The following is a 24,285-nucleotide window of genomic DNA, read 5'->3' as shown; positions in this document are numbered from 1 at the left end:
TACCAAATATTACAATTCATCGGCAGGCGAGGGGCGCGTGTTGTCAATCACGTCGAACTCTAGCGCGTCCTGTTTAACCTGGAAGGAAACCTGCTCACGCTGTGTCACACTTTCATTTAAATCCAGGCAGGCATTAAATAAATCCCACCGAAAATCATAAAGCATTTTAAATCTATTGTTACCTAGAGGTTGAATGGAAACAATCTTAAAGCTCTCTGCGGATAATTTGGCATTCTGGTCATACCATTGTAAATCACCCGCGAGCGCTTCGGCTATTTTGAGAATATTCCCTTGAATGATTGCACGTAGCACGGCGCAATCATCTTCATTCTCGTTAACGGTACAATGAATAATAGATCGCATGAAGCATCCTTTTTAAAGGAAGTGGCTTCTATCATTGAATTTGTGAAGAGATAAAGCAAGTCCACCTATTACACAAATTTTTAATCGCTGCAATGGGTTTTGCCATTCGTTCACCGCTGGCGCAAACCGGCCTCGCTATACCTGCCATTTAAGTTTTGATACACATTCTGCCGCGCGGATCGCGAGCCATTTCAGGTATCCTTATTGTTATGTTATAACATTTTTGGTGCCTCTCATGACTTACAGCGGTTTACTTCTTTCCTTAAGCGGACGCTTGCTTATCGCGCTGCTGCTTATCAGCCTGCTGGGGTTGGCCATTGGCTGGGGGATCCACGCATGATCGCACTCAACCAGTTACAGGGCGGCTATCGTGAAACGCCGGTGACGCCTCTCATTTCTGCCTCCCTTGCTGCCGGAAGCATGACCGCATTGGTAGGGGCCAACGGCACGGGCAAATCCACCTTACTCAAGACTATCGCGGGCCTGATCCCACCGGTGGCAGGTACCTGCACCTTGGGAGCCGCGCAGAAAGAGATTGGCTGGTTACCACAGCGCAGCGAACTGGAAACGCGCTTTCCGCTAACGGTATATGAGCTTGTCGCGATGGGCTGTTGGTCGCGCTGCGGTTGGTTTGGCGCCATTAATCGCACGCTGCGTCAGGAGATTGCGGCGGCGCTTGATGCGGTGCAGATGCGCCCATTTGCGGATGCTCAGCCCGCGACCCTTTCCGGCGGACAGCTCCAACGCGTGCTGTTTGCCCGCCTGCTGGTGCAACACAGCAAAATCTGGCTGCTGGATGAGCCGTTTAACGGCATTGATACCCCAACCGTCACGCTGTTGATGTCGATTCTCGAACAGCAGCAGCGGGCGGGCATGACGCTGCTGGTGGTGCTCCACGATCGTCCTTTGGTGGCGCGCTATTTCCGTGACGTGCTGTCGCTGGACGCAGCCTGTTCCTCGGCACCGCGCTTGCATCAGGTGGCCTCGTGACGTTACTGCAACCGTTTATCGAGTTTGGTTTTATGCGGCACGCGCTGGTGGCGTGTCTGGCGCTTGCGCTAAGCGCCACGCCGCTCGGTGTGTTTCTCTCGCTGCGCCGCATGAGCCTGGTGGGAGATGCTCTATCCCATGCGGTACTGCCCGGTGCCGCGATGGGGTACCTGATTTCAGGTTTGTCACTGGTGGCGATGGGCATCGGCGGGCTGATAGCCGGCTTGGCGGTAGCGCTGCTTTCTGGTGCCGTCAGTCGTTACACCCCGCTTAAAGAGGACGCCAGTTTTTCGGGCTTCTATTTGGGATCGCTGGCGCTCGGCGTCACGCTGGTCTCTCTGCGCGGATCCAGTGTCGATCTCCTTCACGTGCTGTTTGGCTCGCTGCTGGCGGTCGACAATGCGGCACTGTTGCTGGTAGGGGGCATCGCCGCGTTCACGTTAATCATGCTGGCGATCATCTATCGGCCCTTGGTGATCGATGCATTTGATGCGGATTTCCTGCGCGCCCAGGGTAAATGGAGCGCGCCGCTGGTGCACGGCATTTTTCTGATGCTGGTGGTCCTTAATCTGGTCGCCGGTTTCCAGGTACTGGGCACGTTAATGTCCGTGGGCTTGATGATGCTGCCTGCCACCAGCGCACGTTTTTGGAGTCGTCATCTGGCTTGGGTGCTGGGTATTGCCATGCTGCTGGCACTGTTTGCCGCGCTGGCTGGACTCATGATTTCTTGGAACTGCGCGTTGCCTGCGGGGCCGTCTGTGGTGCTCAGCGCCGCCGTACTGTTTTTAATCTCAGTAGCGGTCGGGCCGTGTGGCGGCCTGTTGCGCCGTCGATAATGAGTCGATAATGAAATGAAAAGGGGATAGCAATGAAAACATTATTTACCGGGGTGGCGGTTGCCACGCTCTTTGTCAGTCCGCTGACGCTGGCAAAAACGGTCGATGCCGTTGCCAGTTTTACCGTGCTGGCCGACATTGTGCAGCAAGTCGGGGGCGATCACGTCAAAGTGAAATCGCTGGTGGGGCCGAATGGCGATCCGCACACGTTTGAACCGACGCCGCAGGACAGCGAAGCGCTGGCAAAGGCCGACGTGGTTTTTGTTAGCGGGCTGGGGCTGGAGGGCTGGATGGACCGCCTGATTGCCGCGTCGGGTTACAAAGGCACCCTTGTGACAGCATCAAAGGGAATCAGCACGCGAAGCATGGAGGAAGAGGGCAAAACCGTGACCGATCCTCATGCATGGAACAGTATGCACAATGGCGAAATCTATGCGAGAAACGTCATGAAAGCGCTAATTAAAGCCGATCCTGATGATGCGGCCGATATCCGTAAACGCGGTGAAAACTACATTCAACAGCTGCAAAAGCTGGATGCGTGGGCCAAAAATGCCTTCGCCGCGATCCCAGAGGACAAGCGGAAAGTGCTCACCAGCCACGATGCGTTTGGCTACTTTGGTCAGCGTTATCACGTGAGCTTCCTGGCTCCGGTCGGCTTTTCAACGGAAGCAGAAGCCAGCGCAACAGACGTGGCTGCCTTGATTAAGCAGCTTAAGGCTGAGCACATTCACACCTACTTTATGGAAAATCAGACCGACCCGCGTTTGGTGAAGCAGATTGCCAGCGAAACCGCGGCACAGCCCGGCGGCGAACTGTACCCTGAGGCGTTGTCCGACGCCAACGGCCCAGCACCCACCTATGTTGCCGCCTTTAAACACAACGTGGACGTGATGCTGCACAGCATGAAATAAAAAAAGGCCGGGCAGAGGCCCGGCCAATAGATCACGACACAGATTTATCTTTTCTTTTTTCTTCCCTGAACCGCTTTGAAACGCGGATTGGTTTTACAAATCACATAAATACGGCCCTTGCGACGCACCACTTTGCAATCTTTGTGGCGCATCTTCGCCGATCGTAATGAGCTCAGTACCTGCATGGAAAATTCTCCTTTTACTTATTGCGCGTAAAGAATGTGCCGTAACGTTTGTTGAAGCGCGCAGCGCTGCCTTCTTTGGCAAATTCTTTCTGTTTGCCGGTGTAATACACGTGCGATTTTGACGACACATCCAGCGTGACGTAAGGCAATACTTCGCCTTCATACTCAATGGTGCGCTCGGTTTTGATGGTTGAGCCAATTTTGAAATAGGCGTCTGCTGCGGTGTCGTGGAACACCACGGGGCGATAGTGGGGGTGGATATCAGGTTTCATACTCTCTGCCTATGTAATGTTATAATATAACACAATCATAAACTGCACGCGTGTGGATTGCAATGCTCACTGCGTGCTAAACCGCAGACATAAAAAAGGCCGCATCAGCGGCCTTTTGACAGGATTTACTTAGTGTTTCTGTTCGGTTGGATGACCGTGCTCAATCTCAGCTTTATGTTTGCCGAAGCGACGGCGCACCACCACAAAGAACACCGGCACAAAGAAGATGGCCAGCGCGGTGGCGGTAACCATGCCGCCCATCACACCGGTGCCTACGGCATTTTGCGCACCAGAACCGGCGCCTGTGCTGATTGCCAGCGGCAACACGCCCAGAATAAAGGCGAGTGAGGTCATCAGGATCGGACGCAGACGCATACGCGACGCTTCGAGCGTAGACTCCACCAAGCCTTTGCCTTCTTTCTCCATCAAATCCTTGGCGAATTCGACGATCAGGATGGCGTTTTTCGCCGACAAGCCGATGGTGGTCAACAGCCCAACCACGAAGTAGACGTCATTGCTTAACCCGCGCAGCGTGGTGAAGATCAAGGCACCGATAACACCCAGCGGCACCACCAGCATGACCGAGAAAGGAATCGACCAGCTTTCATACAGCGCGGCCAGGCACAGGAAGACCACGATCAGCGAGATCGCATAGAGCGCCGGGGCCTGGTTGCCAGAGAGACGCTCTTGATAGGACATGCCGGTCCAGTCATAGCCGATCCCCGCCGGTAATTTCCCAGCCAGCTGCTCCATCAGATTCATGGCATCCCCCGAGCTCTTGCCCGGTGCCGCCTGACCTAAAATCTCCATGGACGGTAAGCCGTTATAACGCTCCAGACGCGGAGAGCCATACTGCCACTTCGCCGACGAGAAGGCGGAGAAGGGCACCATGGTGCCTGCGCTGTTGCGAACAAACCACTTGCTGATGTCATCCGGCAGCATACGAGAGTCGGCTTGTCCCATCACGTACACCTTCTTCACGCGACCGCGGTCAATGAAGTCGTTGACGTAAGAGCCGCCCCAGCCCGCAGCCAGCGTGGTATTGATATCCGACAGGGAGACGCCGAGCGCCTGCGCTTTTTCCTGATCGATAATCAGTTTGTACTGCGGCGTATCTTCCATGCCGTTTGGACGCACCCCAACCAGCGTATCCGGATGTTGGGCAATCATGCCAAACAGCTGATTACGCGCAGCGGTGAGCTTGTCGTGCCCCAGGTTGCCCTGATCGGTCAGCATGAAGTCGAAGCCGGTGGCATTACCCAGTTCGATGATTGCCGGCAGGTTGAAGGGGAAGACCATCGCATCTTTGATCTGGCCCAGTGCCTGCATGGCGCGTCCGGCAATCGCCGGCACCTTGAGATTGGCGTCGCTGCGCTCGTCCCACGGTTTCAGGCTAACAAACGCGATACCGGTGTTCTGCCCACGTCCGGCAAAACCAAAGCCGTTAACGGTAAACACGGAGTTAACGCTGTCTTTTTCTTTGTGCAGGAAGTAATCCGTTACCTGATCCAGCACTTTCTGCGTGCGCTCTTGCGTTGCGCCTGCCGGCAGCTGCGCCTGCGCCAGTAGCAGTCCCTGATCTTCTTCAGGCAGGAACGAACTGGGAAGACGCATAAACAGGAACGCCATGCCGACCACAATCACAAAATAGATCAGCAGATAGCGGCCAGTGCTGCGAATGATATGGCCTACGCTGTCAACATAGTGGTTGGTACTTTTATCAAACAGACGGTTGAACCAGCCGAAGAAACCGGTGGTTTTACCGTGGCTGCCTTTTTCCACTGGCTTCAGCAGCGTGGCGCACAGGGCAGGGGTCAGGATCAGCGCAACCAGCACCGACAGCGCCATCGCCGAAACGATCGTGATGGAGAACTGACGATAAATCACGCCCGTTGAGCCGCCGAAGAACGCCATCGGAATAAACACCGCCGACAGCACCAGCGCGATACCCACCAGCGCGCCCTGAATCTGCTCCATCGAACGCCGAGTCGCCTCTTTAGGCGGCAGGCCCTCTTCGGCCATGACGCGTTCAACGTTCTCCACCACCACGATCGCATCATCCACCAGCAGGCCGATGGCCAGCACCATCCCGAACATGGTAAGCGTGTTGATCGAGTAGCCAAAGGCGCTGATGACCGCAAAGGTACCGAGCAGAACAACCGGCACCGCAATGGTAGGAATCAGCGTCGCGCGGAAGTTCTGCAGGAACAGGTACATCACCAGGAACACCAGCACAATCGCTTCGAACAGCGTCTTCACTACCTCGAAGATGGAGATCTTAACAAACGGCGTGGTGTCGTACGGATAGACGGTTTTCATGCCGGAGGGGAAGAAGGGCTCAAGCTTGCCCAGTTCGGCTTTCACCGCCTTGGCGGTATCCAACGCGTTGGCCCCGGTGGCGAGCTTGATGCCGATACCGGAAGCGGGCTTGCCGTTGTAGCGCGCGATGATCTCGTAGTTCTCACCGCCGAGTTCAACTTTCGCCACGTCGCGCAAGCGTACCTGTGAGCCATCCTGGTTGACCTTCAGCATAATATTGCCGAACTCATCGGTACTGGTGAGGCGGGTCTGCGCAATGATTGACGCATTCAGCTGCTGGCCCGGAACCGGCGGCGTGCCGCCCAACTGACCGGCGGCCACTTGGGTGTTCTGGGTTTTCAGCGCGTTGATCACGTCAACCGGCGTCAGCTGATAGTTATTCAGCTTGTGCGGGTCAAGCCAGATGCGCATCGCGTACTGCGCGCCAAACACTTGCGTATCACCGACGCCCGGCGTACGGCTGATGGGATCTTTGATGTTCGAAGCAACGTAGTCCGCAATGTCGTTCTGCGTCATGCTGCCGTCGTCACTCACAAAACCCGCCACCATCAGGAAGCTGCTGGAGGATTTTTTAACCTGGATCCCTTGCTGTTGCACTTCCTGCGGCAGCAGCGGCATGGCCAGCTGCAGTTTGTTCTGCACCTGAACCTGCGCGATATCCGCATCCGTACCCGATTGGAAGGTCAGGGTGAGCGTTAACGTACCGGATGAGTCACTGCTTGAGGACATATACATCAGTCCATCAATGCCGTTCATGTTTTGTTCGATAACCTGGGTTACCGAATCCTGTAACGTTTTTGCATCTGCACCCGGATAAGACGCCTGAATTTCCACCGCCGGAGGAGCAACGTTAGGGTATTGCTCAATCGGCAGTTTGAGAATCGATAGCGCACCGGCCAGCATGATAATGATGGCGAGTACCCAGGCGAAAATGGGGCGATCGATAAAGAACTTAGCCATGTATCAACGGCTCCTGTTTATGACGATGATTTAGCCGGCTGAGAGTCTGGCGCAGCCTTGGCATCATCTTTGACTTCTTGTGGCGTCACCTGAGCACCAGGCTTAGCACGCTGAATCCCGACGGTGATCACGCGATCGCCCTCTTTCAGCCCCTGAGTAACCAGCCATTTATCGCCAAAGGCTTGGTTAGCGGTAATGTTACGCACTTCCACTTTGTTATCCGCGCCTACCACCATCACGGTCGCCTGACCGGTCGGCGTACGCGTGACACCCTGCTGCGGAACCAGTAGGGCATTGGGGTTGGTCCCTTCGTCAAGCCGCGCGCGAACAAACATGCCGGGCAACAGACGGTGGTCAGGATTAGGGAAAATCGCGCGTAAGGTGATGGAGCCGGTGGTTTCATCCACGGTGACATCGGAGAATTCTAATGTGCCTGGCTGGCTGTATGCGTTACCGTCCTGCATCAACAGCGTCACGTTGGCTTTGCCATCGTTCTGCTTCAGCTGGCCCGACTCCAGTTCAGCGCGCAGGCGCAAAAAGTCGTCGCTGGATTGTGTCACATCAACATACATGGGATCTAACTGCTGCACGGTGGCAAGGGCGGTGGTTTGGCCGCTGGAGACCAGCGCGCCCTCGGTGACGGCGGATTTACCAATACGCCCACTGATCGGTGAGGTCACTTTGGTATAGGCTAAATTAATGCGCGCGGTTTCAACGTTCGCCTGGGCCGCTTGAACGGCCGCAGCGGTTTGTGCCGCAGTTGCCGCCGCGTTGTCGTAATCTTGCTGGCTGATGTATTTGGTGCCGAGCAGCGGTTTATAGCGCTTTAACGTTAACTGGGCAACGCGCGCATTGGCCTGTGCCTGCGCCAGATCGCCTTTCGCGCTGTCATAAGCTGCCTGATAGGTCGCCGGATCGATTTGATACAGCGAAACGCCTGCCTTAACGTCTGTGCCTTCAACAAAATTGCGTTTCAGAATGATACCGGACACCTGAGGACGCACTTCGGCTACGCGAAAAGCCGAGGTTCGGCCCGGTAACTCGGTGGTGATCTTCAGTGGCGCGTTTTTTAACGTTACAACGCCAACTTCAGGCGGTTGCTGCTGGGCGGCTTGCTGGGATTTATTATCATCACATCCTGTTAACACAAAGCTGCCTGAAAGCATCAGGACGGCCGCCAGAGGCGCTAATCCTCTGTTTTTATTCATAAATAAACCTCTAGTGTCCGATATCATTGATCAATGGATCACAAACCATAAAACCCATTGCTGCGTTAAAATACGGGTCATGCTATGGTACATACATTCACAAATGTATGTAAACTTGCCTGTTTGTAAAAACACACTTCTATGGCACGAAAAACCAAAGCGCAAGCTCTTGAAACACGGCATCAAATTCTTGATGCTGCCTTATCTCTGTTTTCTGAGCAGGGAGTGGTTGCCACTTCCCTGGCTGATATCGCGTCAGCGGCTGGCGTCACGCGTGGCGCCATTTATTGGCATTTCAAAAACAAAGCCGATCTGCTGCATGAGATCTGGCTGCGGTGTGATGCTGGGCTGGACGATGTGGAAATTGAGTATCAAACAAAATATCCCGGCGATCCACTGTCGGTTATTCGTGCGATGCTGATCTATATCCTGGAGTCCACGGCCCAGGATCCGCAAAGACGTGCATTAATGGAGATTATCTTTCACAAATGCGAGTTTGTGGGTGAAATGACCACCTTACAGGATATGCGGCAAAGCTTGCTGTTAGAGAGCTACGAACGTATTGAAGTCGTACTGCGCGAGTGCATTGCCTCCAGGCAGCTGCCCGCGGGCCTCAACACGCGTCAGTCGGCGCGTATGATGTGTGGCTACATTAATGGCATGATGGAGAGCTGGCTTTTTAACCCTCAAGCATTCGATTTGGCTGCCGATGCGCCGCAGTTGGTCAACGCGTTTTTAGATATGCTGCGCTTAAGCCCTACGCTTTCAGCGCCGGCTTAAGCGCCTGCCGCCTGCTTCTGCAGATAATCCCGCTCAACGATCGCCAGCGCCGCCAGCACGGTGGCCACCGGCACATTATTCTCTTCAAGCAGCTGGATCAAATCGACAGCGAGCTTGATCTCGTCAGGTGCAGTTTCCAGTGACATTCTCTCTCCTAGATGCGCAGTTTCACGGAGACCAGCAGCATCAGCACCGCGCCAATCAGCGCGGCGGCGAGGCCGACGGCATGCAGGGTACCCAGTTCTCCGCTGGTAAAATAGGTGGCAACGTAGCCGCCGATTAACGCGCCGATGGCGGCCAGCACCAACGTTGGCATCAATCCGCCCGGTCTGCCAGGTAATATCCGCCGTTTTATTATGCCTGCGGCCACACCGATAAGTATCCAAAGCACGAGCGCCATGGTGTTAGTCCCTCCCTCTTTGCAGCAAGTATAGAGGAAAGCGCGCACTAATTTTAAGGCGCAGGCGGCAGCAGATCGAGCTTATAGAGTGCGGCTCGGCAGCGCGCCAGGCGCGCGTGCAGTTGTTCTACTTCACGAATCAACTGCTGCTGCACGCTCAGGGTTTCAGCCCGCGCCAGCGCGTGCTCGCGCTGCTCAAGCATCGCCAGTAGCCGCGTTTCATAGCCCTGATACTCTTCACGTTTCTGCTGGTTAGGCCGATGACGCGGACGTTCGCGCGCCACGCGCAGCTGTTGGCTCTGACACTCGCGCTGTAGCGCGGCAATTTGATCCACCACTTTTTCGGCCAGCCACTGCTGACGCGTCCGATCTCCGTCGGCAGCGGTTAACTGCGCCACGTTCTGCTCCACCTCGCGCAGATAATCCGCCAGTCGCGTTCCTTTGCAGCGAAACAGCTGGGCGTCAAAGCGTGGCTGGCGACACGCGCCGTCAGGCTGATGCTCAATATACTGGCGCAGCCGTTCAAGCGCGGCGTGCAGGCGCGGGTGTGCAGGCGGTAATGACATGACTGGGTGTCCAACTGTGTTAATCTGACGTGATTGATGTATTTCTTTTTGGGCATCGGTATGCAGCGACTTCTGCTATTAAGTCTCGGCTGGCTGGCCATTGCGCTGGGCACGCTAGGCATTGTATTACCTTTGTTGCCCACCACGCCATTCATGTTGCTCGCGGCTTGGTGCTTTGCCCGTTCTTCGCCGCGTTTCCACCACTGGCTGATGTGGCGTTCGCCTTTTGGACGTTACCTACGCCACTGGCAGCAACACCGTGCGATGCCGCCGGGTGCCAAAGGTCGCGCTATCGCGCTTATCGCCATCAGCTTTGCGTTGTCGCTCTATCTGGTCAAGGTGCTGTGGGTGCGCGTCATGCTGTTGATACTGCTCCTGACGCTACTTTTCTTTCTCTGGCGAATCCCGGTGGTGGATACGCAAACAGATAAGCGCGATTCATAGCCCCAGGGTTGCATTTGGACGCTTATTTGCATAGATTTGGGCATCTTCGTGCGTGGCTTCCCTTTCTCACTGTCTTCGCTAAACCCGGTTTCCGGGTATTGGTGCTGTAAGAAGCTGCGCGTATTAGATATTTTTCCAGGCGTAAATTTATGACCGCAACTGCGCAGCAGCTTGAACGCATCAAAAACAGCATCAAGAGTATTCCCGACTATCCTAAGCCAGGCATTTTGTTCCGCGATGTCACCAGCCTACTGGAAGATCCGCAGGCGTACGCCGCCGCTATCGCGATTCTGGTTGAGCGTTATCGCAACAAAGGCATCACCAAAGTGGTTGGAACAGAAGCGCGTGGTTTCCTGTTCGGCGCCCCGGTTGCGCTGGGATTAGGCGTGGGTTTCGTGCCGGTGCGCAAGCCAGGCAAACTGCCGCGCGAAACGATCCGCGAGAGCTATGAGCTGGAGTACGGCACCGATGCGCTGGAGCTGCACACGGATGCCATTGGTGCTGGAGATGTGGTGCTGGTGGTAGACGACCTGCTGGCCACCGGCGGCACGCTTGAAGCCACTGTGAAGCTGATCCGCCGCGCCGGCGGCGAAGTGAAAGATGCCGCGTTCATCATTAATCTGTTTGATTTGAACGGCGAAGCGCGCCTCAATGCGCAAGGCGTAGAGTGCTTTAGCCTGGTCAACTTCCCCGGCCACTAAGGTACGATCGCCCCGCAGGATAGCGGGGCGTCCTGACGATTTCCGCTTTTCAACGGATCACAGCGCTATAGGCATATTCTGCTGTGGCTGTTAAACTACTGCCAAAATAAACAGGGTTTGCGTAGCGGCATTTTTCCCCTTTTCTACGGCGGATCCCGGTTCTTTCGGCTGCACCGCTGTGCCAACCTAATAACATCCAGTGATTGAATCCACATGAGCTATCAGGTACTTGCGCGAAAATGGCGTCCCCAGGCTTTCGCTGACGTAGTCGGTCAGGAACATGTGCTGACGGCGTTGGCCAACGGATTGTCACTGGGACGTATCCATCATGCTTATCTTTTCTCCGGCACCCGTGGCGTAGGAAAGACCTCCATCGCCCGCCTGTTGGCAAAAGGGCTAAACTGCGAAACAGGCATCACCGCCACGCCTTGCGGTCAGTGCGATAACTGTCGCGAGATCGAGCAGGGCCGGTTTGTTGATCTGATCGAGATTGATGCCGCGTCCCGTACCAAAGTCGAGGACACGCGCGATCTGCTGGATAACGTGCAGTACGCGCCTGCGCGCGGCCGCTTCAAAGTCTATTTGATCGACGAAGTGCATATGCTGTCGCGCCACAGTTTCAACGCGCTGTTAAAGACGCTGGAAGAGCCGCCGTCGCACGTGAAGTTTTTGCTGGCGACGACCGATCCGCAAAAGCTGCCGGTGACAATTTTGTCACGCTGCCTGCAGTTCCACCTGAAAGCGCTAGACGTAGAGCAGATCCAGCATCAGCTGGCGCACGTTTTAGCGCAAGAGCAGATCGCGGCTGAACCTCGCGCGCTGCATCTGCTGGCCCGCGCCGCCGAGGGTAGCATGCGCGATGCGCTCAGCCTGAGCGATCAGGCGATTGCGATGGGGCAGGGCAGCGTGACGCGGGAAACCGTGGCGCGCATGCTCGGTACGCTGGACGATGAGCAGCCGCTGGCGCTGATTGAAGCGCTGGTTGAAGGGCAGGGTGAGCAGGTGATGGCGCTCTTAAACCAAGCCGCCTCGCGCGGCGTGGAATGGGAAGCGCTGCTGGTGGAGATGCTGCGCCTCCTGCACCGCATTGCCATGGTGCAGCTGCTGCCTGCATCGCTTGGCGAAGATGAGCCTTTCCAGGCGCAGCGCCTGCGCGAACTGGCGCGCGTGCTGCCGCCTGCCGATGTGCAGCTCTATTATCAAACCTTATTAATGGGGCGGAAAGATCTGCCGCTGGCACCGGATCGCCGCATGGGCGTCGAGATGACGCTATTGCGCGCGCTGGCGTTCCACCCGCAGGCGACGCTGGCTGAACCGGTGGCGCGCCCCGGCTTGACGCCGCAGCCCGTGCCGTCCGCGCCAGCGCCTCAGGAACCAATGCCCACATCGCAGGCGACGCCTGCGCAGCCGCAAATGGCGCCGCCAGCCTCTTCGGCAGCGCCGGAAGCGGCGCCGCGCCCTGCAACCGGCCCGACGGAAACGCTGCCGGATGCCACCAGCCAACTGCTGCAAGCGCGCACGCAGCTGCTGAGGCAGGGGGCCAGTAAAGCAAAAAAGAGTGAGCCGGCAGCGCCATCCGCGCGGCCGGCCAATCCGGCGCTGGAACGTTTGGCCAGCGTCACCGAGCGCGTGCAGCAGCGCGTCACTGAACCGGCCGTAAAAAAACCGGCTAAAGTAGAAGCCTACCGCTGGAAAGCTCAGCAGCAGGAAGAGGTTGCACCCGAGCCGGTCGCCACGCCAAAAGCCTTGCGTTCGGCGCTGGAGCATGAGAAAACCCCTGAGCTTGCCTTGAAGCTGGCGGAAGAGGCGCAGCAGCGCGACGCCTGGGCGGCAGAAATTGCCACCTTAACGCTGCCGAAGCTGGTGCAGCAGGTGGCCCTTAACGCGTGGAAAGAAGTTGATGGCCAGCGCGTGACGCTGCATTTACGCAGCAGCCAGCGGCATCTCAATTCCACCGCCGCGCAGCAGGCGCTGGCGCAGGCACTCAGTGACAGGGCCGGACAGGCGGTTGAACTCACTATTGTGGAAGATGATAATCCCGAAACCTTGACGCCGCTTGAGTGGCGTCAGGCGATTTACGAAGAGAAACTGGCGCAGGCGCGTCAATCCATTGAAAGCGATACGCATATTCAGACGCTGCGTCGCTTCTTTGATGCCGATCTGGATACAGAAAGTATTCGACCCGTATGAACACGCTGCCGCGCAGGCGTTGCGCGCAGCCCCAGCAGAGAGAGAAAACTATGTTTGGTAAAGGCGGATTGGGCAACCTGATGAAACAGGCCCAGCAGATGCAGGATAAAATGGCCAAAGTTCAGGAAGAGATCGCCGCGCTGGAAGTCACGGGTGAGTCCGGTGCGGGTCTGGTAAAAGTGACCATCAATGGGGCGCACAATTGCCGCCGTGTTGAAGTCGATCCCAGCCTGCTGGAAGATGACAAAGACATGCTGGAAGATTTGATTGCCGCAGCATTCAACGACGCCGCGCGCCGCATCGATGAAACGCAGAAAGAGAAGATGGCTTCCGTGTCTTCTGGCATGCAGCTGCCGCCAGGCTTTAAGATGCCGTTCTGATGCAAACCAGTCCACTGCTTGAAGCATTGATGGAGTCGCTGCGCTGTCTGCCGGGTGTGGGCCCGAAGTCGGCGCAGCGCATGGCTTTCCAGCTGTTGCAACGCGATCGCAGCGGTGGCATGCGCCTGGCGCAGGCATTAACGCGCGCGATGTCGGAGATCGGCCACTGCGCCGATTGCCGCACGTTCACCGAGCAAGAGATTTGCACCATCTGTGCGAACCCGCGTCGCCAACAGAATGGGCAGATTTGCGTGGTAGAAAGCCCGGCAGATATCCATGCGATTGAACAAACGGGCCAGTTTGGCGGACGCTACTTTGTATTGATGGGCCACCTTTCGCCGCTGGACGGCATTGGCCCGCAGGATATCGGCCTGGATCGCCTGGAACAGCGACTCGAACGTGAGACGCTGCAAGAGGTGATTCTCGCCACCAACCCCACAGTGGAAGGGGAGGCGACCGCCAACTACATCGCCGAGCTGTGTGGACAATATGGCGTCGACGCCAGCCGCATTGCGCATGGCGTGCCGGTGGGCGGCGAGTTGGAAATGGTCGACAGCACCACGCTGTCGCACTCGCTCGCAGGCCGTCATAAGATTAAATTCTAATCACTTGCCGGTATCCCTTTAGATACCGGCTTGAAAATCCTTCCGCCATCCCCATCTCTCCCTCAACGTTTGATCAACCCTGATTCAGTTGAGGTAGCAATGACCATGAAAGGACAAGAGACGCGTGGCTTCCAGTCAGAGGTAAAACAACTTCTGCACCTGATGATCCATTCCCTCTATTCAAACAAAGAGATTTTCCTGCGCGAATTGATCTCCAACGCCTCTGACGCCGCCGATAAGCTGCGCTTCCGCGCGCTTTCAACGCCGGATCTGTATGAAGGTGATGGCGAGCTGCGCGTGCGTATCTCCGTGGACAAGGACAACCGCACGCTGACGCTGAGCGATAACGGTATCGGCATGCGCCGCGATGAGGTCATTGAGAATCTGGGCACCATTGCCAAATCCGGCACCAAAGCGTTCCTGGAATCCATGGGATCTGACCAGGCGAAAGACAGCCAGCTGATTGGTCAATTCGGCGTAGGCTTCTATTCGGCCTTTATCGTGGCAGACAAAGTCACGGTGCGCACCCGCGCTGCCGGTGCCAGCGCCGAAGAAGGGGTCTTCTGGGAGTCCGCAGGCGAAGGCGATTACACGCTAGCAGATATCGAGAAAGCCGATCGCGGCACAGAAATTACGCTGCATCTGCGCGAAGGTGAGGACGATTTCCTCAACGACTGGCGCGTGCGCAGCATCATCAGCAAATATTCCGATCACATTGCGCTGCCGGTTGAGATCGCCAAAAAAGATGAAGAGAGCGGCGACATCACATGGGAGAAGATCAACAAAGCGCAGGCGCTGTGGACGCGTAGCAAAGCGGAAATCAGCGACGAAGAGTATACCGAGTTCTATAAGCACATCGCCCACGACTTCAGCAACCCGGCTATCTGGAGCCACAACCGCGTTGAGGGTAAACAGGAATATACCAGCCTGCTTTATATCCCGCAGCGTGCGCCGTTCGACATGTGGAATCGTGATAGCAAGCATGGCCTGAAACTCTACGTTCAGCGCGTGTTCATTATGGATGACGCCGAGCAGTTTATGCCGAACTATCTGCGCTTCGTGCGCGGCCTGATTGACTCCAACGATCTGCCGCTGAACGTGTCACGTGAAATTCTGCAGGACAGCCGCATCACCCAGAGCCTGCGCGCCTCGCTGACCAAGCGCAGCCTGCAAATGCTGGAAAAACTGGCGAAAGATGACGCGGAGAAATACCAGCAGTTCTGGAAAGAGTTCGGCCTGGTGCTGAAAGAGGGGCCAGCGGAAGATCACGCTAACCAGCAGGCGATTGCCAAGCTACTGCGCTTTGCCACCACGCAAAGCGAAGGCGCAGAGCAAACGATCTCTCTTGATGATTACCTGAGCCGCATGGTCGAAGGGCAGGAAAAAATTTACTACATCACGGCAGACAGCTATGCCGCGGCGAAGAGCAGCCCACATCTGGAGCTGTTCCGCAAAAAAGGCATTGAAGTGCTGCTGCTCTCCGATCGCATTGACGAGTGGATGATGAGCTATCTCACCGAGTACGACGGCAAAGCCTTCCAGTCGGTGAGCAAAGCGGACGAATCCCTCAGCAAACTGGCTGATGAAGAGACGGAAGAGCAGAAAGAGGCGGAAAAAGCGCTGGAGCCGTTTGTCGAGCGCGTGAAAACCCTGCTCGGTGAACGCGTGAAAGAAGTCCGTCTGACGCACCGTCTGACAGACACCCCTGCGATTGTGACCACCGACGCCAACGAAATGAGCACGCAGATGGCAAAACTGTTTGCCGCTGCCGGTCAGGATGTGCCGGAAGTGAAATATATCTTTGAGATCAATCCGGAACACAACCTGGTGAAACGCGTTGCGGACACGCAGGATGAAACCCGTTTTGCCGAGTGGGTTGAGCTGCTGCTGGACCAGGCGTTGCTGGCCGAGCGCGGCACGCTGGACGATCCTAACCAGTTTATCCGTCGCATGAACCAGTTATTCACGGCGTAACCGCGCTGTTCTGAAAAAGCGTCGCGCAAGCGGCGCTTTTTTTATGGCGGCGCGTCGTGTATGACAGCCTGGCGTTAATTCTTAAAAAACGACCTTAGGCTGGCGCACAGTGTCAAAGCCCGTCAAAGTAGAGCATGACGGTAGCGCGCCCCTTTCCTTGTGGTGCGCGGGTCATAAATGGTATGTTCTTGGCCTTCTCAGATTGATCAATGCGATTCGCAAGGGGAATTACGCAATGCGTATTATTCTGCTCGGGGCACCGGGCGCAGGTAAAGGCACTCAGGCTCAATTTATCATGGAGAAATACGGTATTCCGCAAATCTCCACGGGCGATATGTTGCGTGCGGCGGTAAAAGCTGGCACCGAATTGGGCCAACAGGCGAAAGCTATCATGGATGCCGGTAAGCTGGTGACTGACGAGCTGGTGATTGCGCTGGTTAAAGAGCGTATCGCGCAGGAAGACTGCAAAAACGGTTTCCTGCTCGATGGCTTCCCACGCACTATCCCGCAGGCCGACGCCATGAAAGACGCGGGCATTAACGTGGATTACGTGCTGGAGTTTGCCGTACCGGACGAACTTATCGTCGATCGCATTGTGGGCCGTCGCGTGCATGCGCCGTCTGGCCGCGTTTATCACGTCAAATACAATCCACCGAAAGTGGAAGGAAAAGATGACGTGACCGGTGAAGAACTCACCACGCGTAAAGACGATCAGGAAGAGACCGTGCGCAAGCGTTTGGTGGAGTACCATCAGCTGACCGCGCCGCTGATTGCCTATTACAGCAAAGAAGCGGAAGCCGGTAACACGCAGTACCACAAAATCGACGGCACCCGCCAGGTGGCCGAAGTCAGCGCACAGTTAGCCGAGATCCTCGGTTAAGTTTGCCAGGGTCGCTCAGGCGGCCCTTTTTATTGCCCACGATTTGCTTAACCGGCCCGTTAAAGTCCGGGGCAAGAGTGTGATAATATCCGCCGCCTGATGTTTTCCTGACGGCAGCCTTTCATGAAATTTCCCGGCAAACGCAAATCTAAACACTACTTTCCCGTTAACGCGCGCGATCCGCTGTTGCTGGCTGCTCAACACGAGCAAGAAGAGGGCAGCTGGGTGGTGGGGATCGATCAAACGCTGGTGGATATCGAAGCCAAAGTGGATGACGACTTCCTGCAGCGCTACGGCTTGAGCGCCGGGCACTCGCTGGTGATCGACGATGCCACCGCCGAAGCCCTCTACAATGAGCTGATGCGCGACGCGCTTATTACCCATCAGTTTGCCGGTGGCACCATTGGTAATACGCTCCACAACTATTCCGTGCTGGCGGATGACCGTTCGGTGCTGTTGGGCGTGATGTGCAACAACATCCAAATCGGCGGTTACGCTTATCGCTACCTGTGCAATACGTCGAGCCGCATGGACCTCAACCATCTGCAAGGCGTAGACGGCGCGATTGGCCGCTGCTTCACGCTGATTGGCGAACACGGCGAGCGCACGTTTGCCATCAGCCCCGGTCTGATGAACCAGCTCAACGCGGACAGTATCCCGGAGGAGGTGATTGCCGGGGCGTCGGCGCTGGTATTGACCTCTTACCTGGTGCGCTGCCAGCCAGGTGAACCGATGCCTGAAGCCACGCTGCGTGCCATAGGCTACGCCAAAAAGCACAACGTGCCCGTGGTGCTCACGCTGGGCACCAAATATGTCATCCAGGATAACCCCGGCTTTTGGCGGGATTTCCTGCGCGATCACGTCTCTATCGTGGCAATGAACGAAGAGGAAGCGTTGGCGCTAACCGGCGAGGCCGATCCGCTGCTTGCCGCCAACATGGCGCTGGATTGGGTGGATCTGGTGCTGTGCACCGCCGGGCCGACCGGCCTCTACATGGCCGGTTTCACCGAAGAGGCGTTCAAGCGCAATACCAATCATCCGCTGCTGCCAGGCGCTATTGCGGAATTCAACCAGTACGAATTCAGCCGCGCGATGCGTCATCAGGATTGCGCGCAGCCGCTGCGTATCTTCTCTCACATTGCGCCGTACATGGGCGGCCCGGAGAAGATCATGAACACCAACGGTGCTGGCGATGGCGCACTGGCGGCGCTGCTGCACGACATCACCGCCAACAACTTCCACCGGCAGAAAGTGCCCAACTCCAGCAAACACGCGCGCGAGTATCTGACCTACTCCTCGCTGGCGCAGGTGTGTAAATACGCGAACCGCGTGAGCTATCAGGTGTTGAACCAGCATTCACCGCGTCTGACGCGCGGGCTGCCGGAGCGGGAAGACAGTTTGGAAGAGTCGTACTGGGATCGATAACGCACCGCGGCTGACGATCGGCGAATCGTCAGCCGCAGGCAACATCCTTAGATGGGGCACTCGCGGGTAACCGGATTCTGCGCGATCTCCGCTTCCACCGCCTGTAAAATGCTGTTGGCGATTTCACGCTCACCCATCACCACGCGGTTGGCACCGCGATCCATGATGTAGCTCACCTCATCGTCGTAATGGGCGCGCGCGATGATCTCAATGTCCTCACGCTTTTCACGCGCGGCGGTGACGATTTCACCGGCCTCATAGCCGTTAGGGATCGTTAGCAGCAGCCACCGGGCGCAGTCGAGTCGCGCCAGCTCCATGGTTTCCGCCCGGGCGGCGTTACCCAGCACGGCTTTAATGCCCTGCTCGCGCAGCGCTTCCACGCGCGGTCGCGAATTTTCCACCACCACCAGCGGCACCCCGGCGTCCATCAGGTTCTGGCCCAGCAGACTGCCTACGCGGCCAAAGCCAACAATCACCGCATGGTTGCAGATATCCACCGGGATCTGCTTTTCCTCCTCGATGATCTCTTCCAGCGTTTGCGCTTCACGGCTTTCGCTTTTATCGAGATAGCGCTCCAGCAGGGTAAACAGAATCGGGTTCAGCATGATGGAGAGAATGGCGGCTGCCAGCACCAGATTGCGTCCTTCCTCACTTAACATGCCGAGTGAAATACCTAATCCGGCGAGGATAAAGGCAAACTCACCAATTTGCGCCAGGCTCACCGAAATGGTCAGCGCGGTGCGACGCGAGTGCCCCAGCAGGCTGACCAGCAGCCAGGCCGCGAGGGATTTACCCAGCACAATAATGGCGAGCGCGCCGAGTACCGCCAGCGGCTCCTCAACCAAAATCATCGGGTCAAAGAGCATGCCGACCGACACGAAAAATAGCACCGCAAAGGCATCGCGCAGCGGCAGCGTATCGTGCGCCGCGCGATGGCTCAGCTCTGATTCATTCAGCACCATACCAGCAAAGAAGGCGCCAAGGGCGAACGAAACGTCAAAAAACTCCACCGCACCGAGCGCGATGCCAAGTGCCAGCGCCAGCACCGCCAGAGTAAACAGTTCGCGCGAGCCGGTTGCTGCGCTTTTGGCCAGAATCCACGGCACCACGCGACGCCCAACCACCATCATGAGCACCATAAACGCGGCGACTTTGCCGATAGTCAGCATTAAATCCCACAGCAGCAGCTGAGGACTGGCGTTGCCTTCTTCCAGCATACCGGCGATGGCAGGCAGCAACACCAGCGTCAGCACCATGACCAAGTCTTCGACAATCAGCCAGCCAATGGCGATTTGCCCGCGCGGGCTGTCGATCAGTTGGCGTTCTTCGAGCGCGCGCAGCAGCACCACGGTGCTGGCGGTAGAAAGGCAGAGCCCGAATACCAGACCGGTCATCCATGACCAGCCCATCAGCCAGGAAAGTCCCATGCCCAGTAGCGTGGCGACGGCGATTTGCGCTACCGCGCCGGGAATGGCGATTGTTTTCACGGCCATCAGATCTTTGAGGGAAAAGTGCAGGCCAACGCCGAACATCAACAAAATGACGCCCAGTTCGGCCAGCTCCGGCGCCAGGTTGGTATCCGCGACAAAGCCTGGGGTAAACGGACCGGCCAGGACCCCCGCCAGTAAATAGCCGACCAGCGGCGATATGCGCAGGCGGTTGGCCAGCATGCCCAAGAGAAAAGCGAGGACCAGCCCTCCGACAATGGTAGTGATCAACGGGGTGGTGTGATGCATGCCTGTCTCCTTGTGAGCAAATGTATCTGCTTGTAACAATTGAGTGTAATGCACAACCGGGCTGCGCGTTGAGCGTTTTTCTCAACGAAAAGCGAATAAATTGAAAAAACATCAGAAAAATGCAGCCGACGTACCATTTTACGCAATTATCGCCCTGTCAGGCCGCCAGTGATGCATTTCAGGGTGGGGCAAAATACAGCGCTTATGCTTTCTCAGCGCGATAATCGCCTTAATAAAAGGCAAAAGCGCTTATCCGTCGTAACAAGTGCGTTATTACACGCATTCTGGAGACTCTTAGCGGCGCGCTAACTTTATCGCCAGGCGCGATTGCCTGCGCAGCGGCGTTTCCGCCCGTGGCTCGCAGGTGCTGCACTTTTCAACAGCCGGGCAGAAGCTGTCAGTAGAATCACACTGACGCTTGAGTTACGCGGTGTTCTGTGCGACACAGTGGGGAAGATCGCGCATCAGGGAGCTTTTCCCGCGTGGAACGTGCGAATAAGGAGATCAACTTTGCATTCATTATGGCTGAAAGGGCGCTGGCTGGCCGCGCTGGCGCTGCTGTTGCCGCTGGTGGCGCAGGGATACGAAACGGATCGCAGCTACCGTTTCAGCATCCTGCATACCAATGATCACCACGGTCGCTTCTGGACTAACGCGCAGGGTGAGTACGGCCTGGCGGCGCAGAAAACCTTGATGGATCAACAGCGCTACGATGTGCAGGCGCACGGCGGTGGCGCGCTGATCCTCTCGGCCGGAGACATCAACACCGGCGTGCCGGAGTCGGATCTGCTGGATGCGGAGCCGGATATCCGCGGCATGAACCTGGTGGGCTATGATGCGATGGCGCTGGGCAACCATGAATTTGATAAGCCGCTTAGCGTACTGAAGAAACAGCAAAAGTGGGCGAAGTTCCCGTTCCTCTCCGCCAATATCTACCAAAAAGGCACGGATACACGTCTGTTTAAACCCTGGGCGGTGTTTAATCGTATGGGGCTGAAAATTGCCGTGATTGGCCTGACCACGCCGGACACGCTGCGCATTGGCAACCCTGAAAACATCGCAACGCTGGATATCCGCGATCCGGTCAAAGAGGCGGAGAAAGCGGTACGCGAACTGCGCGCCAGCGAGAAGCCGGACGTGATTATCGCGCTTACGCACATGGGCCACTATGACGACGGCAAACACGGCAGCAACGCGCCGGGCGATGTGGAACTGGCGCGCAGCCTGCCGCCGGGGACGCTGAACATCATCATTGGTGGGCACTCGCAGGATGCGGTATGCATGGAAAAAGAGAACGTCAGCGTGGCGGACTACCAGCCCGGACAACCCTGCCAGCCCGATCGCCAGAATGGCGTCTGGATTATGCAGGCAAAAGAGTGGGGCAAATACGTGGGGCGCGGTGATTTTAGCTTCCGCAATGGCGAGTTGACGCTGGAGAGCTATAAGCTGATTCCGGTGAACCTCAAGCATCAGATCAAAAACCTCGATGGCAGTACCTCGTGGCTGACCTGGCAGGAGGCGATCCCGCAGAATGGCGCGATGATGAAGTTACTGACCCCTTATCAACTGCGTGCCGCCAAGCAACTGGATATCAGCGTCGGCAGCAGCGACGGCGTGTTCAGCGGCGAGCGCGACAACGTGCGTTTTAAGCAGACCTCGCTGGGGCAGCTGATCCTGCGGGCGCAGCGGGCAGCGACGCAGGCCGATCTGGCGGTGATGAGCGGCGGCGGCATTCGCGCCTCGCTGGGACCGGGCAACCTGAGCTGGCGCGACCTGTTACAGGTTCAACCGTTTGGCAATCAGGTGGTCGCGGTGACGCTAACCGGCGAGGAGCTGCTGCGTTATCTGAGCGTGGTTGCCAATATCCAGCCTAATTCCGGCGGCTTCGCCCAGTTCAATAATGTCAGTCTGGTGGCAGACGGCAGCACGGTGAGCGACGTCAAAATCAACGGCGAAGCGCTGCAGAAAGAGAAGCGCTATCGTCTGGCGACCAACAGCTTCAACGCCAGCGGCGGCGATGGCTATCCGATACTGGACACGCATGCGGGTTTTCACAACACCGGCGTGCGGGATGCTGACGCACTGCGCGACTATGTGAGTCAACACACGCCGCTGAAGGTGGCCGACTATACGCCACCGAACATCGTGCACCTCACTGCGGCGCAGAAAGCGGCGCGCGATAACGCGCAGGAAAAAGCCAAAAAGCGTAGCTATCCGCAGATGATACTGGCGTGGATCTGGCCCCGTGCGGCGCAACAGTGAAACAGGGCGCCGCAGGGCGCCTTGGGTTTATCCGTGGCAGGATGGCTGTCCCCACCAGCGCTGTCGCGCTTTATCCCAGACCCAGTTATAGGCCATGGTATAAGGTAGAAAGAACAGAAAGAACGCCACTTCCAGCATAAACGCCTGCAGCAGCGGGATCTGCAGCATCCCAGCTGCAATCGGCAAACCGATAAGAATAAAGCCGCCCTCAAACCCCAAGGCGTGCAATGCGCGCAGGCCGAGACCGCGCGTGCGCTGCGGCGACCACAGACGATCAAAGCCGGCGTTGTAAACCATGTTCCATACCATCGCCACGGTAGAGAGCATGATGGCCAGGGCGCCCATTTGAAACAGGGGTTTCTCCATCACCCAAGCCGCCAGCGGGGCGACCGTGACAATCGCCAGGCCTTCAAACCCAGCTGCGTGACAAAATCGTTCTTTTAGCGAACGTGTGCGCATAATTCTCTCCTTTTTCATCATGCCGCCTATTTTCTCACTGGTAGGTGGTAAGATGAAAATGACTACCTATCGATAAAAGCGATGGATTGATATGAAATACTCACCGGAATCCCTTGAGGCGTTTGTGCAAACCGTGGCCAGCGGCTCGTTTTCTGCGGCGGCGCGCGCGCTGGCGAAAAGCCAGTCCACCATCAGCAGCGCGGTCGCCAACCTTGAAGCCGATTTAGGCTTTGCGCTGTTTGACCGGCGCGGACGGCAGCCGGTGTTAACCGAGCAGGGGCAGCGCGCGCTGGCGCAGGTGCAGCAGATCCTGGCGGCCAGCCAGCGGCTGGATGAGCTGGCGGTGCGTTTATCGCAGGGCGTCGAGCCGCGGCTTAGCCTGGCCATTTCAGATTTCTGGCAGGCGGATCACCATCAAAACTTGCTGACGCGCTTTGACGCACGCTATCCGGATATCGAATTTGAGTGCATGATCGCCGAAGATGATGACGTGCTGGATTTACTGCAGGCGGGGCGCGTGCACCTCGGCGTGGTGCGTGCGCAGCCCCAACTGCCGCCGGATCTGGTCAGGGCCCGGCTGCAGGTCGAAGCGCAAATGGCGATCTTCTTGCATCAGGACCATCCCTTGTCGCAGCAGCCCCAGGTCAGTGAGGCGCAGCTGAGTGAGCTGCGTCAGCTGCGCCTTAATACGTGGGTGCAAACCCGTGCACCGCTGCCCGCCGGGCGCCTGTGGTCGGCGCCCACCTATTTGCTGCTATTGGAAATGGCAGAGCAGGGATTTGGCTGGAGTGTGCTGCCGCGCTGGCTGGTGGCGCAGTTCGGCCATCACGTGCTGAAGGAGTTGACCGTTCCGGGCTGGCCACAGCACATTGCCGTGGAGGTGATCTGGTCACGCCGCAATGCGCCGGGACCGGCAGGGCGCTGGATGATCGATCAGCTCTGCGCCCAGCAACCGGACTAATCGCGGCGCGCGATATCCACCAGCGGCGCGTCCAGCAGCTGCGCGAGTGCCTGCGCCGAGAGTTCAATGTCCAGACCGCGTTTGCCGCCGGAAATATAAATGGTGGGAAAGTCGCTTGCCTGGCAATCAATCACCGTAGGCAGCCGTTTCTTTTGCCCCAGCGGGCTGATCCCGCCGACCAAATAGCCGGTCACACGCTGCGCCAGCAGCGGATCGGCCATGTCGGCTTTTTTCGCGCCCAGCGCTTTAGCGACTTTCTTCAAATCCAGCTGTGACGACACCGGCGTTACCGCCACCGCCAGCGCTTTTGCGTCGCCGTTGAGCGCCACCAGCAGGGTTTTGAATACCTGGCGCGCGTCCAGATTGAGCTTGCGCACCACTTCATCACCAAAATGGGTTTCGTGGCTATCGTGGTCGTAAGGATGCAGTGTGAAAGGGACCTTTTGTTTTTCAAGCAGTTTTACAGCGGGCGTCATCA

At 57.1% G+C, this 24,285-nt stretch carries 25 protein-coding genes and 1 other annotated feature; of the genes, 14 read left to right on the top strand and 11 right to left on the bottom strand.

What is annotated here, in order from left to right:
- Positions 1–9: 9 nt before the first annotated feature.
- Positions 10–363 (bottom strand): hypothetical protein, encoded by a 354-nt coding sequence (locus LU196_RS02385; RefSeq protein ID WP_232758124.1) that lies wholly within the window; start codon positions 361–363, stop codon positions 10–12.
- A 336-nt stretch (positions 364–699) separates the two neighbouring features.
- On the opposite strand from LU196_RS02385, the gene LU196_RS02380 reads away from it, so the two are divergent.
- From LU196_RS02380 to LU196_RS02370, 3 genes are read left to right on the top strand one after another with little or no spacing between them, the layout of a single operon-like run.
- Entirely contained in the window at positions 700–1,353 is a 654-nt protein-coding gene (locus LU196_RS02380; protein WP_232758123.1) for a metal ABC transporter ATP-binding protein, read from the top strand.
- The gene (locus LU196_RS02375) at positions 1,350–2,189 is read left to right on the top strand and encodes a metal ABC transporter permease (RefSeq protein ID WP_232758122.1); all 840 of its coding nucleotides are present in this window, start codon (positions 1,350–1,352) and stop codon (positions 2,187–2,189) included. Before LU196_RS02380 ends, LU196_RS02375 begins: the two co-directional genes overlap by 4 nt.
- A gap of 32 nt (positions 2,190–2,221) precedes the next feature.
- Positions 2,222–3,100, top strand: a complete 879-nt coding sequence (locus tag LU196_RS02370) for a metal ABC transporter substrate-binding protein (RefSeq protein ID WP_232758121.1) — start codon at positions 2,222–2,224, stop codon at positions 3,098–3,100.
- 44 nt (positions 3,101–3,144) lie between these two features.
- Here LU196_RS02370 and ykgO read toward each other — a convergent pair whose 3' ends face one another.
- The 4 genes from ykgO to LU196_RS02350 all read right to left on the bottom strand — a co-directional run bounded on the left by ykgO (position 3,145) and on the right by LU196_RS02350 (position 8,044).
- Positions 3,145–3,285 (bottom strand): type B 50S ribosomal protein L36, encoded by a 141-nt coding sequence (gene ykgO, locus LU196_RS02365; protein WP_232758120.1) that lies wholly within the window; start codon positions 3,283–3,285, stop codon positions 3,145–3,147.
- 14 nt (positions 3,286–3,299) lie between these two features.
- On the bottom strand, positions 3,300–3,557 hold the full coding sequence (locus LU196_RS02360; protein WP_232758119.1) for a type B 50S ribosomal protein L31: 258 nt from the start codon (positions 3,555–3,557) through the stop codon (positions 3,300–3,302).
- Positions 3,558–3,686: 129 nt separating this feature from the next.
- Positions 3,687–6,836 carry an efflux RND transporter permease subunit gene (locus tag LU196_RS02355; RefSeq protein WP_232758118.1) on the bottom strand — a complete coding sequence of 1,050 codons (3,150 nt, stop codon included), beginning with the start codon at positions 6,834–6,836 and terminating at the stop codon, positions 3,687–3,689.
- A 17-nt stretch (positions 6,837–6,853) separates the two neighbouring features.
- Positions 6,854–8,044 carry an efflux RND transporter periplasmic adaptor subunit gene (locus LU196_RS02350; RefSeq protein WP_232758117.1) on the bottom strand — a complete coding sequence of 397 codons (1,191 nt, stop codon included), beginning with the start codon at positions 8,042–8,044 and terminating at the stop codon, positions 6,854–6,856.
- Positions 8,045–8,185: 141 nt separating this feature from the next.
- On the opposite strand from LU196_RS02350, the gene acrR reads away from it, so the two are divergent.
- Positions 8,186–8,824 carry a multidrug efflux transporter transcriptional repressor AcrR gene (gene acrR / locus LU196_RS02345; RefSeq protein WP_232758116.1) on the top strand — a complete coding sequence of 213 codons (639 nt, stop codon included), beginning with the start codon at positions 8,186–8,188 and terminating at the stop codon, positions 8,822–8,824.
- Here acrR and rsmS read toward each other — a convergent pair.
- Genes rsmS through priC form a run of 3 tightly spaced genes read right to left on the bottom strand, consistent with a single transcriptional unit; the run spans position 8,821 to position 9,790 of the window.
- Positions 8,821–8,970, bottom strand: coding sequence for a pleiotropic regulatory protein RsmS (gene rsmS / locus LU196_RS02340; RefSeq protein WP_232758115.1), 150 nt, complete (start codon positions 8,968–8,970; stop codon positions 8,821–8,823). The genes acrR and rsmS overlap by 4 nt on opposite strands.
- 8 nt (positions 8,971–8,978) lie before the next feature.
- Positions 8,979–9,224 (bottom strand): GlsB/YeaQ/YmgE family stress response membrane protein, encoded by a 246-nt coding sequence (locus LU196_RS02335; RefSeq protein ID WP_232758114.1) that lies wholly within the window; start codon positions 9,222–9,224, stop codon positions 8,979–8,981.
- 53 nt (positions 9,225–9,277) lie between these two features.
- Entirely contained in the window at positions 9,278–9,790 is a 513-nt protein-coding gene (gene priC / locus LU196_RS02330; protein WP_232758113.1) for a primosomal replication protein PriC, read from the bottom strand.
- Between the two features lie 60 nt (positions 9,791–9,850).
- Here priC and LU196_RS02325 point away from each other — a divergent pair, with 60 nt between their 5' ends.
- The 8 genes from LU196_RS02325 to LU196_RS02290 all read left to right on the top strand — a co-directional run bounded on the left by LU196_RS02325 (position 9,851) and on the right by LU196_RS02290 (position 18,389).
- On the top strand, positions 9,851–10,234 hold the full coding sequence (locus LU196_RS02325; protein WP_232758112.1) for a DUF454 family protein: 384 nt from the start codon (positions 9,851–9,853) through the stop codon (positions 10,232–10,234).
- Between the two features lie 149 nt (positions 10,235–10,383).
- Positions 10,384–10,935: an adenine phosphoribosyltransferase gene (apt, locus tag LU196_RS02320; protein WP_232758111.1), complete on the top strand. Its 552-nt coding sequence runs from the start codon at positions 10,384–10,386 to the stop codon at positions 10,933–10,935.
- Positions 10,936–11,148: 213 nt separating this feature from the next.
- Positions 11,149–13,125, top strand: a complete 1,977-nt coding sequence (dnaX, locus tag LU196_RS02315) for a DNA polymerase III subunit gamma/tau (RefSeq protein WP_232758110.1) — start codon at positions 11,149–11,151, stop codon at positions 13,123–13,125.
- Positions 12,467–12,528 (top strand) — a sequence feature (DnaX frameshifting element). Its footprint overlaps the gene before it by 62 nt.
- A 50-nt stretch (positions 13,126–13,175) precedes the next feature.
- Positions 13,176–13,505, top strand: a complete 330-nt coding sequence (locus tag LU196_RS02310; protein WP_031377860.1) for a YbaB/EbfC family nucleoid-associated protein — start codon at positions 13,176–13,178, stop codon at positions 13,503–13,505.
- Positions 13,505–14,110, top strand: coding sequence for a recombination mediator RecR (gene recR / locus LU196_RS02305; protein WP_232758109.1), 606 nt, complete (start codon positions 13,505–13,507; stop codon positions 14,108–14,110). Before LU196_RS02310 ends, recR begins: the two co-directional genes overlap by 1 nt.
- Positions 14,111–14,209: 99 nt before the next feature.
- Positions 14,210–16,084 carry a molecular chaperone HtpG gene (gene htpG, locus LU196_RS02300; RefSeq protein ID WP_232758108.1) on the top strand — a complete coding sequence of 625 codons (1,875 nt, stop codon included), beginning with the start codon at positions 14,210–14,212 and terminating at the stop codon, positions 16,082–16,084.
- Between the two features lie 235 nt (positions 16,085–16,319).
- Positions 16,320–16,964 carry an adenylate kinase gene (adk, locus tag LU196_RS02295; protein ID WP_232758107.1) on the top strand — a complete coding sequence of 215 codons (645 nt, stop codon included), beginning with the start codon at positions 16,320–16,322 and terminating at the stop codon, positions 16,962–16,964.
- Positions 16,965–17,087: 123 nt separating this feature from the next.
- The gene (locus tag LU196_RS02290) at positions 17,088–18,389 is read left to right on the top strand and encodes an inosine/guanosine kinase (RefSeq protein WP_232758106.1); all 1,302 of its coding nucleotides are present in this window, start codon (positions 17,088–17,090) and stop codon (positions 18,387–18,389) included.
- Positions 18,390–18,436: 47 nt separating this feature from the next.
- On the opposite strand, the gene ybaL is transcribed toward LU196_RS02290, so the two are convergent.
- Complete coding sequence (ybaL, locus tag LU196_RS02285; RefSeq protein WP_232758105.1) at positions 18,437–20,125, bottom strand: YbaL family putative K(+) efflux transporter; 1,689 nt, start codon at positions 20,123–20,125, stop codon at positions 18,437–18,439.
- 510 nt (positions 20,126–20,635) lie between these two features.
- Between ybaL and ushA the strand changes: the two genes are divergently transcribed.
- Complete coding sequence (ushA, locus tag LU196_RS02280; protein WP_232758104.1) at positions 20,636–22,387, top strand: bifunctional UDP-sugar hydrolase/5'-nucleotidase UshA; 1,752 nt, start codon at positions 20,636–20,638, stop codon at positions 22,385–22,387.
- A 27-nt stretch (positions 22,388–22,414) separates the two neighbouring features.
- Here the strand turns inward: ushA and LU196_RS02275 are convergent, their stop codons facing one another.
- Positions 22,415–22,846: a multidrug/biocide efflux PACE transporter gene (locus tag LU196_RS02275; RefSeq protein ID WP_232758103.1), complete on the bottom strand. Its 432-nt coding sequence runs from the start codon at positions 22,844–22,846 to the stop codon at positions 22,415–22,417.
- Positions 22,847–22,937: 91 nt separating this feature from the next.
- Here LU196_RS02275 and LU196_RS02270 point away from each other — a divergent pair, with 91 nt between their 5' ends.
- A complete protein-coding gene (locus LU196_RS02270) occupies positions 22,938–23,807 on the top strand; it encodes a LysR family transcriptional regulator (protein WP_232758102.1) in 870 nt (289 codons plus the stop codon).
- Here LU196_RS02270 and ybaK read toward each other — a convergent pair.
- Positions 23,804–24,283: a Cys-tRNA(Pro)/Cys-tRNA(Cys) deacylase YbaK gene (gene ybaK / locus LU196_RS02265; protein WP_232758101.1), complete on the bottom strand. Its 480-nt coding sequence runs from the start codon at positions 24,281–24,283 to the stop codon at positions 23,804–23,806. The two genes, LU196_RS02270 and ybaK, sit on opposite strands and share 4 nt — an antisense overlap.
- Positions 24,284–24,285: the final 2 nt, after the last annotated feature.

Source organism: Pantoea sp. Mb-10 (genome assembly GCF_021272205.1).
GTDB lineage: Bacteria > Pseudomonadota > Gammaproteobacteria > Enterobacterales > Enterobacteriaceae > Pantoea.
The sequence above is the reverse complement of the archived record's forward strand: the minus strand, read 5'-3'. Positions and strand labels throughout refer to the sequence as shown.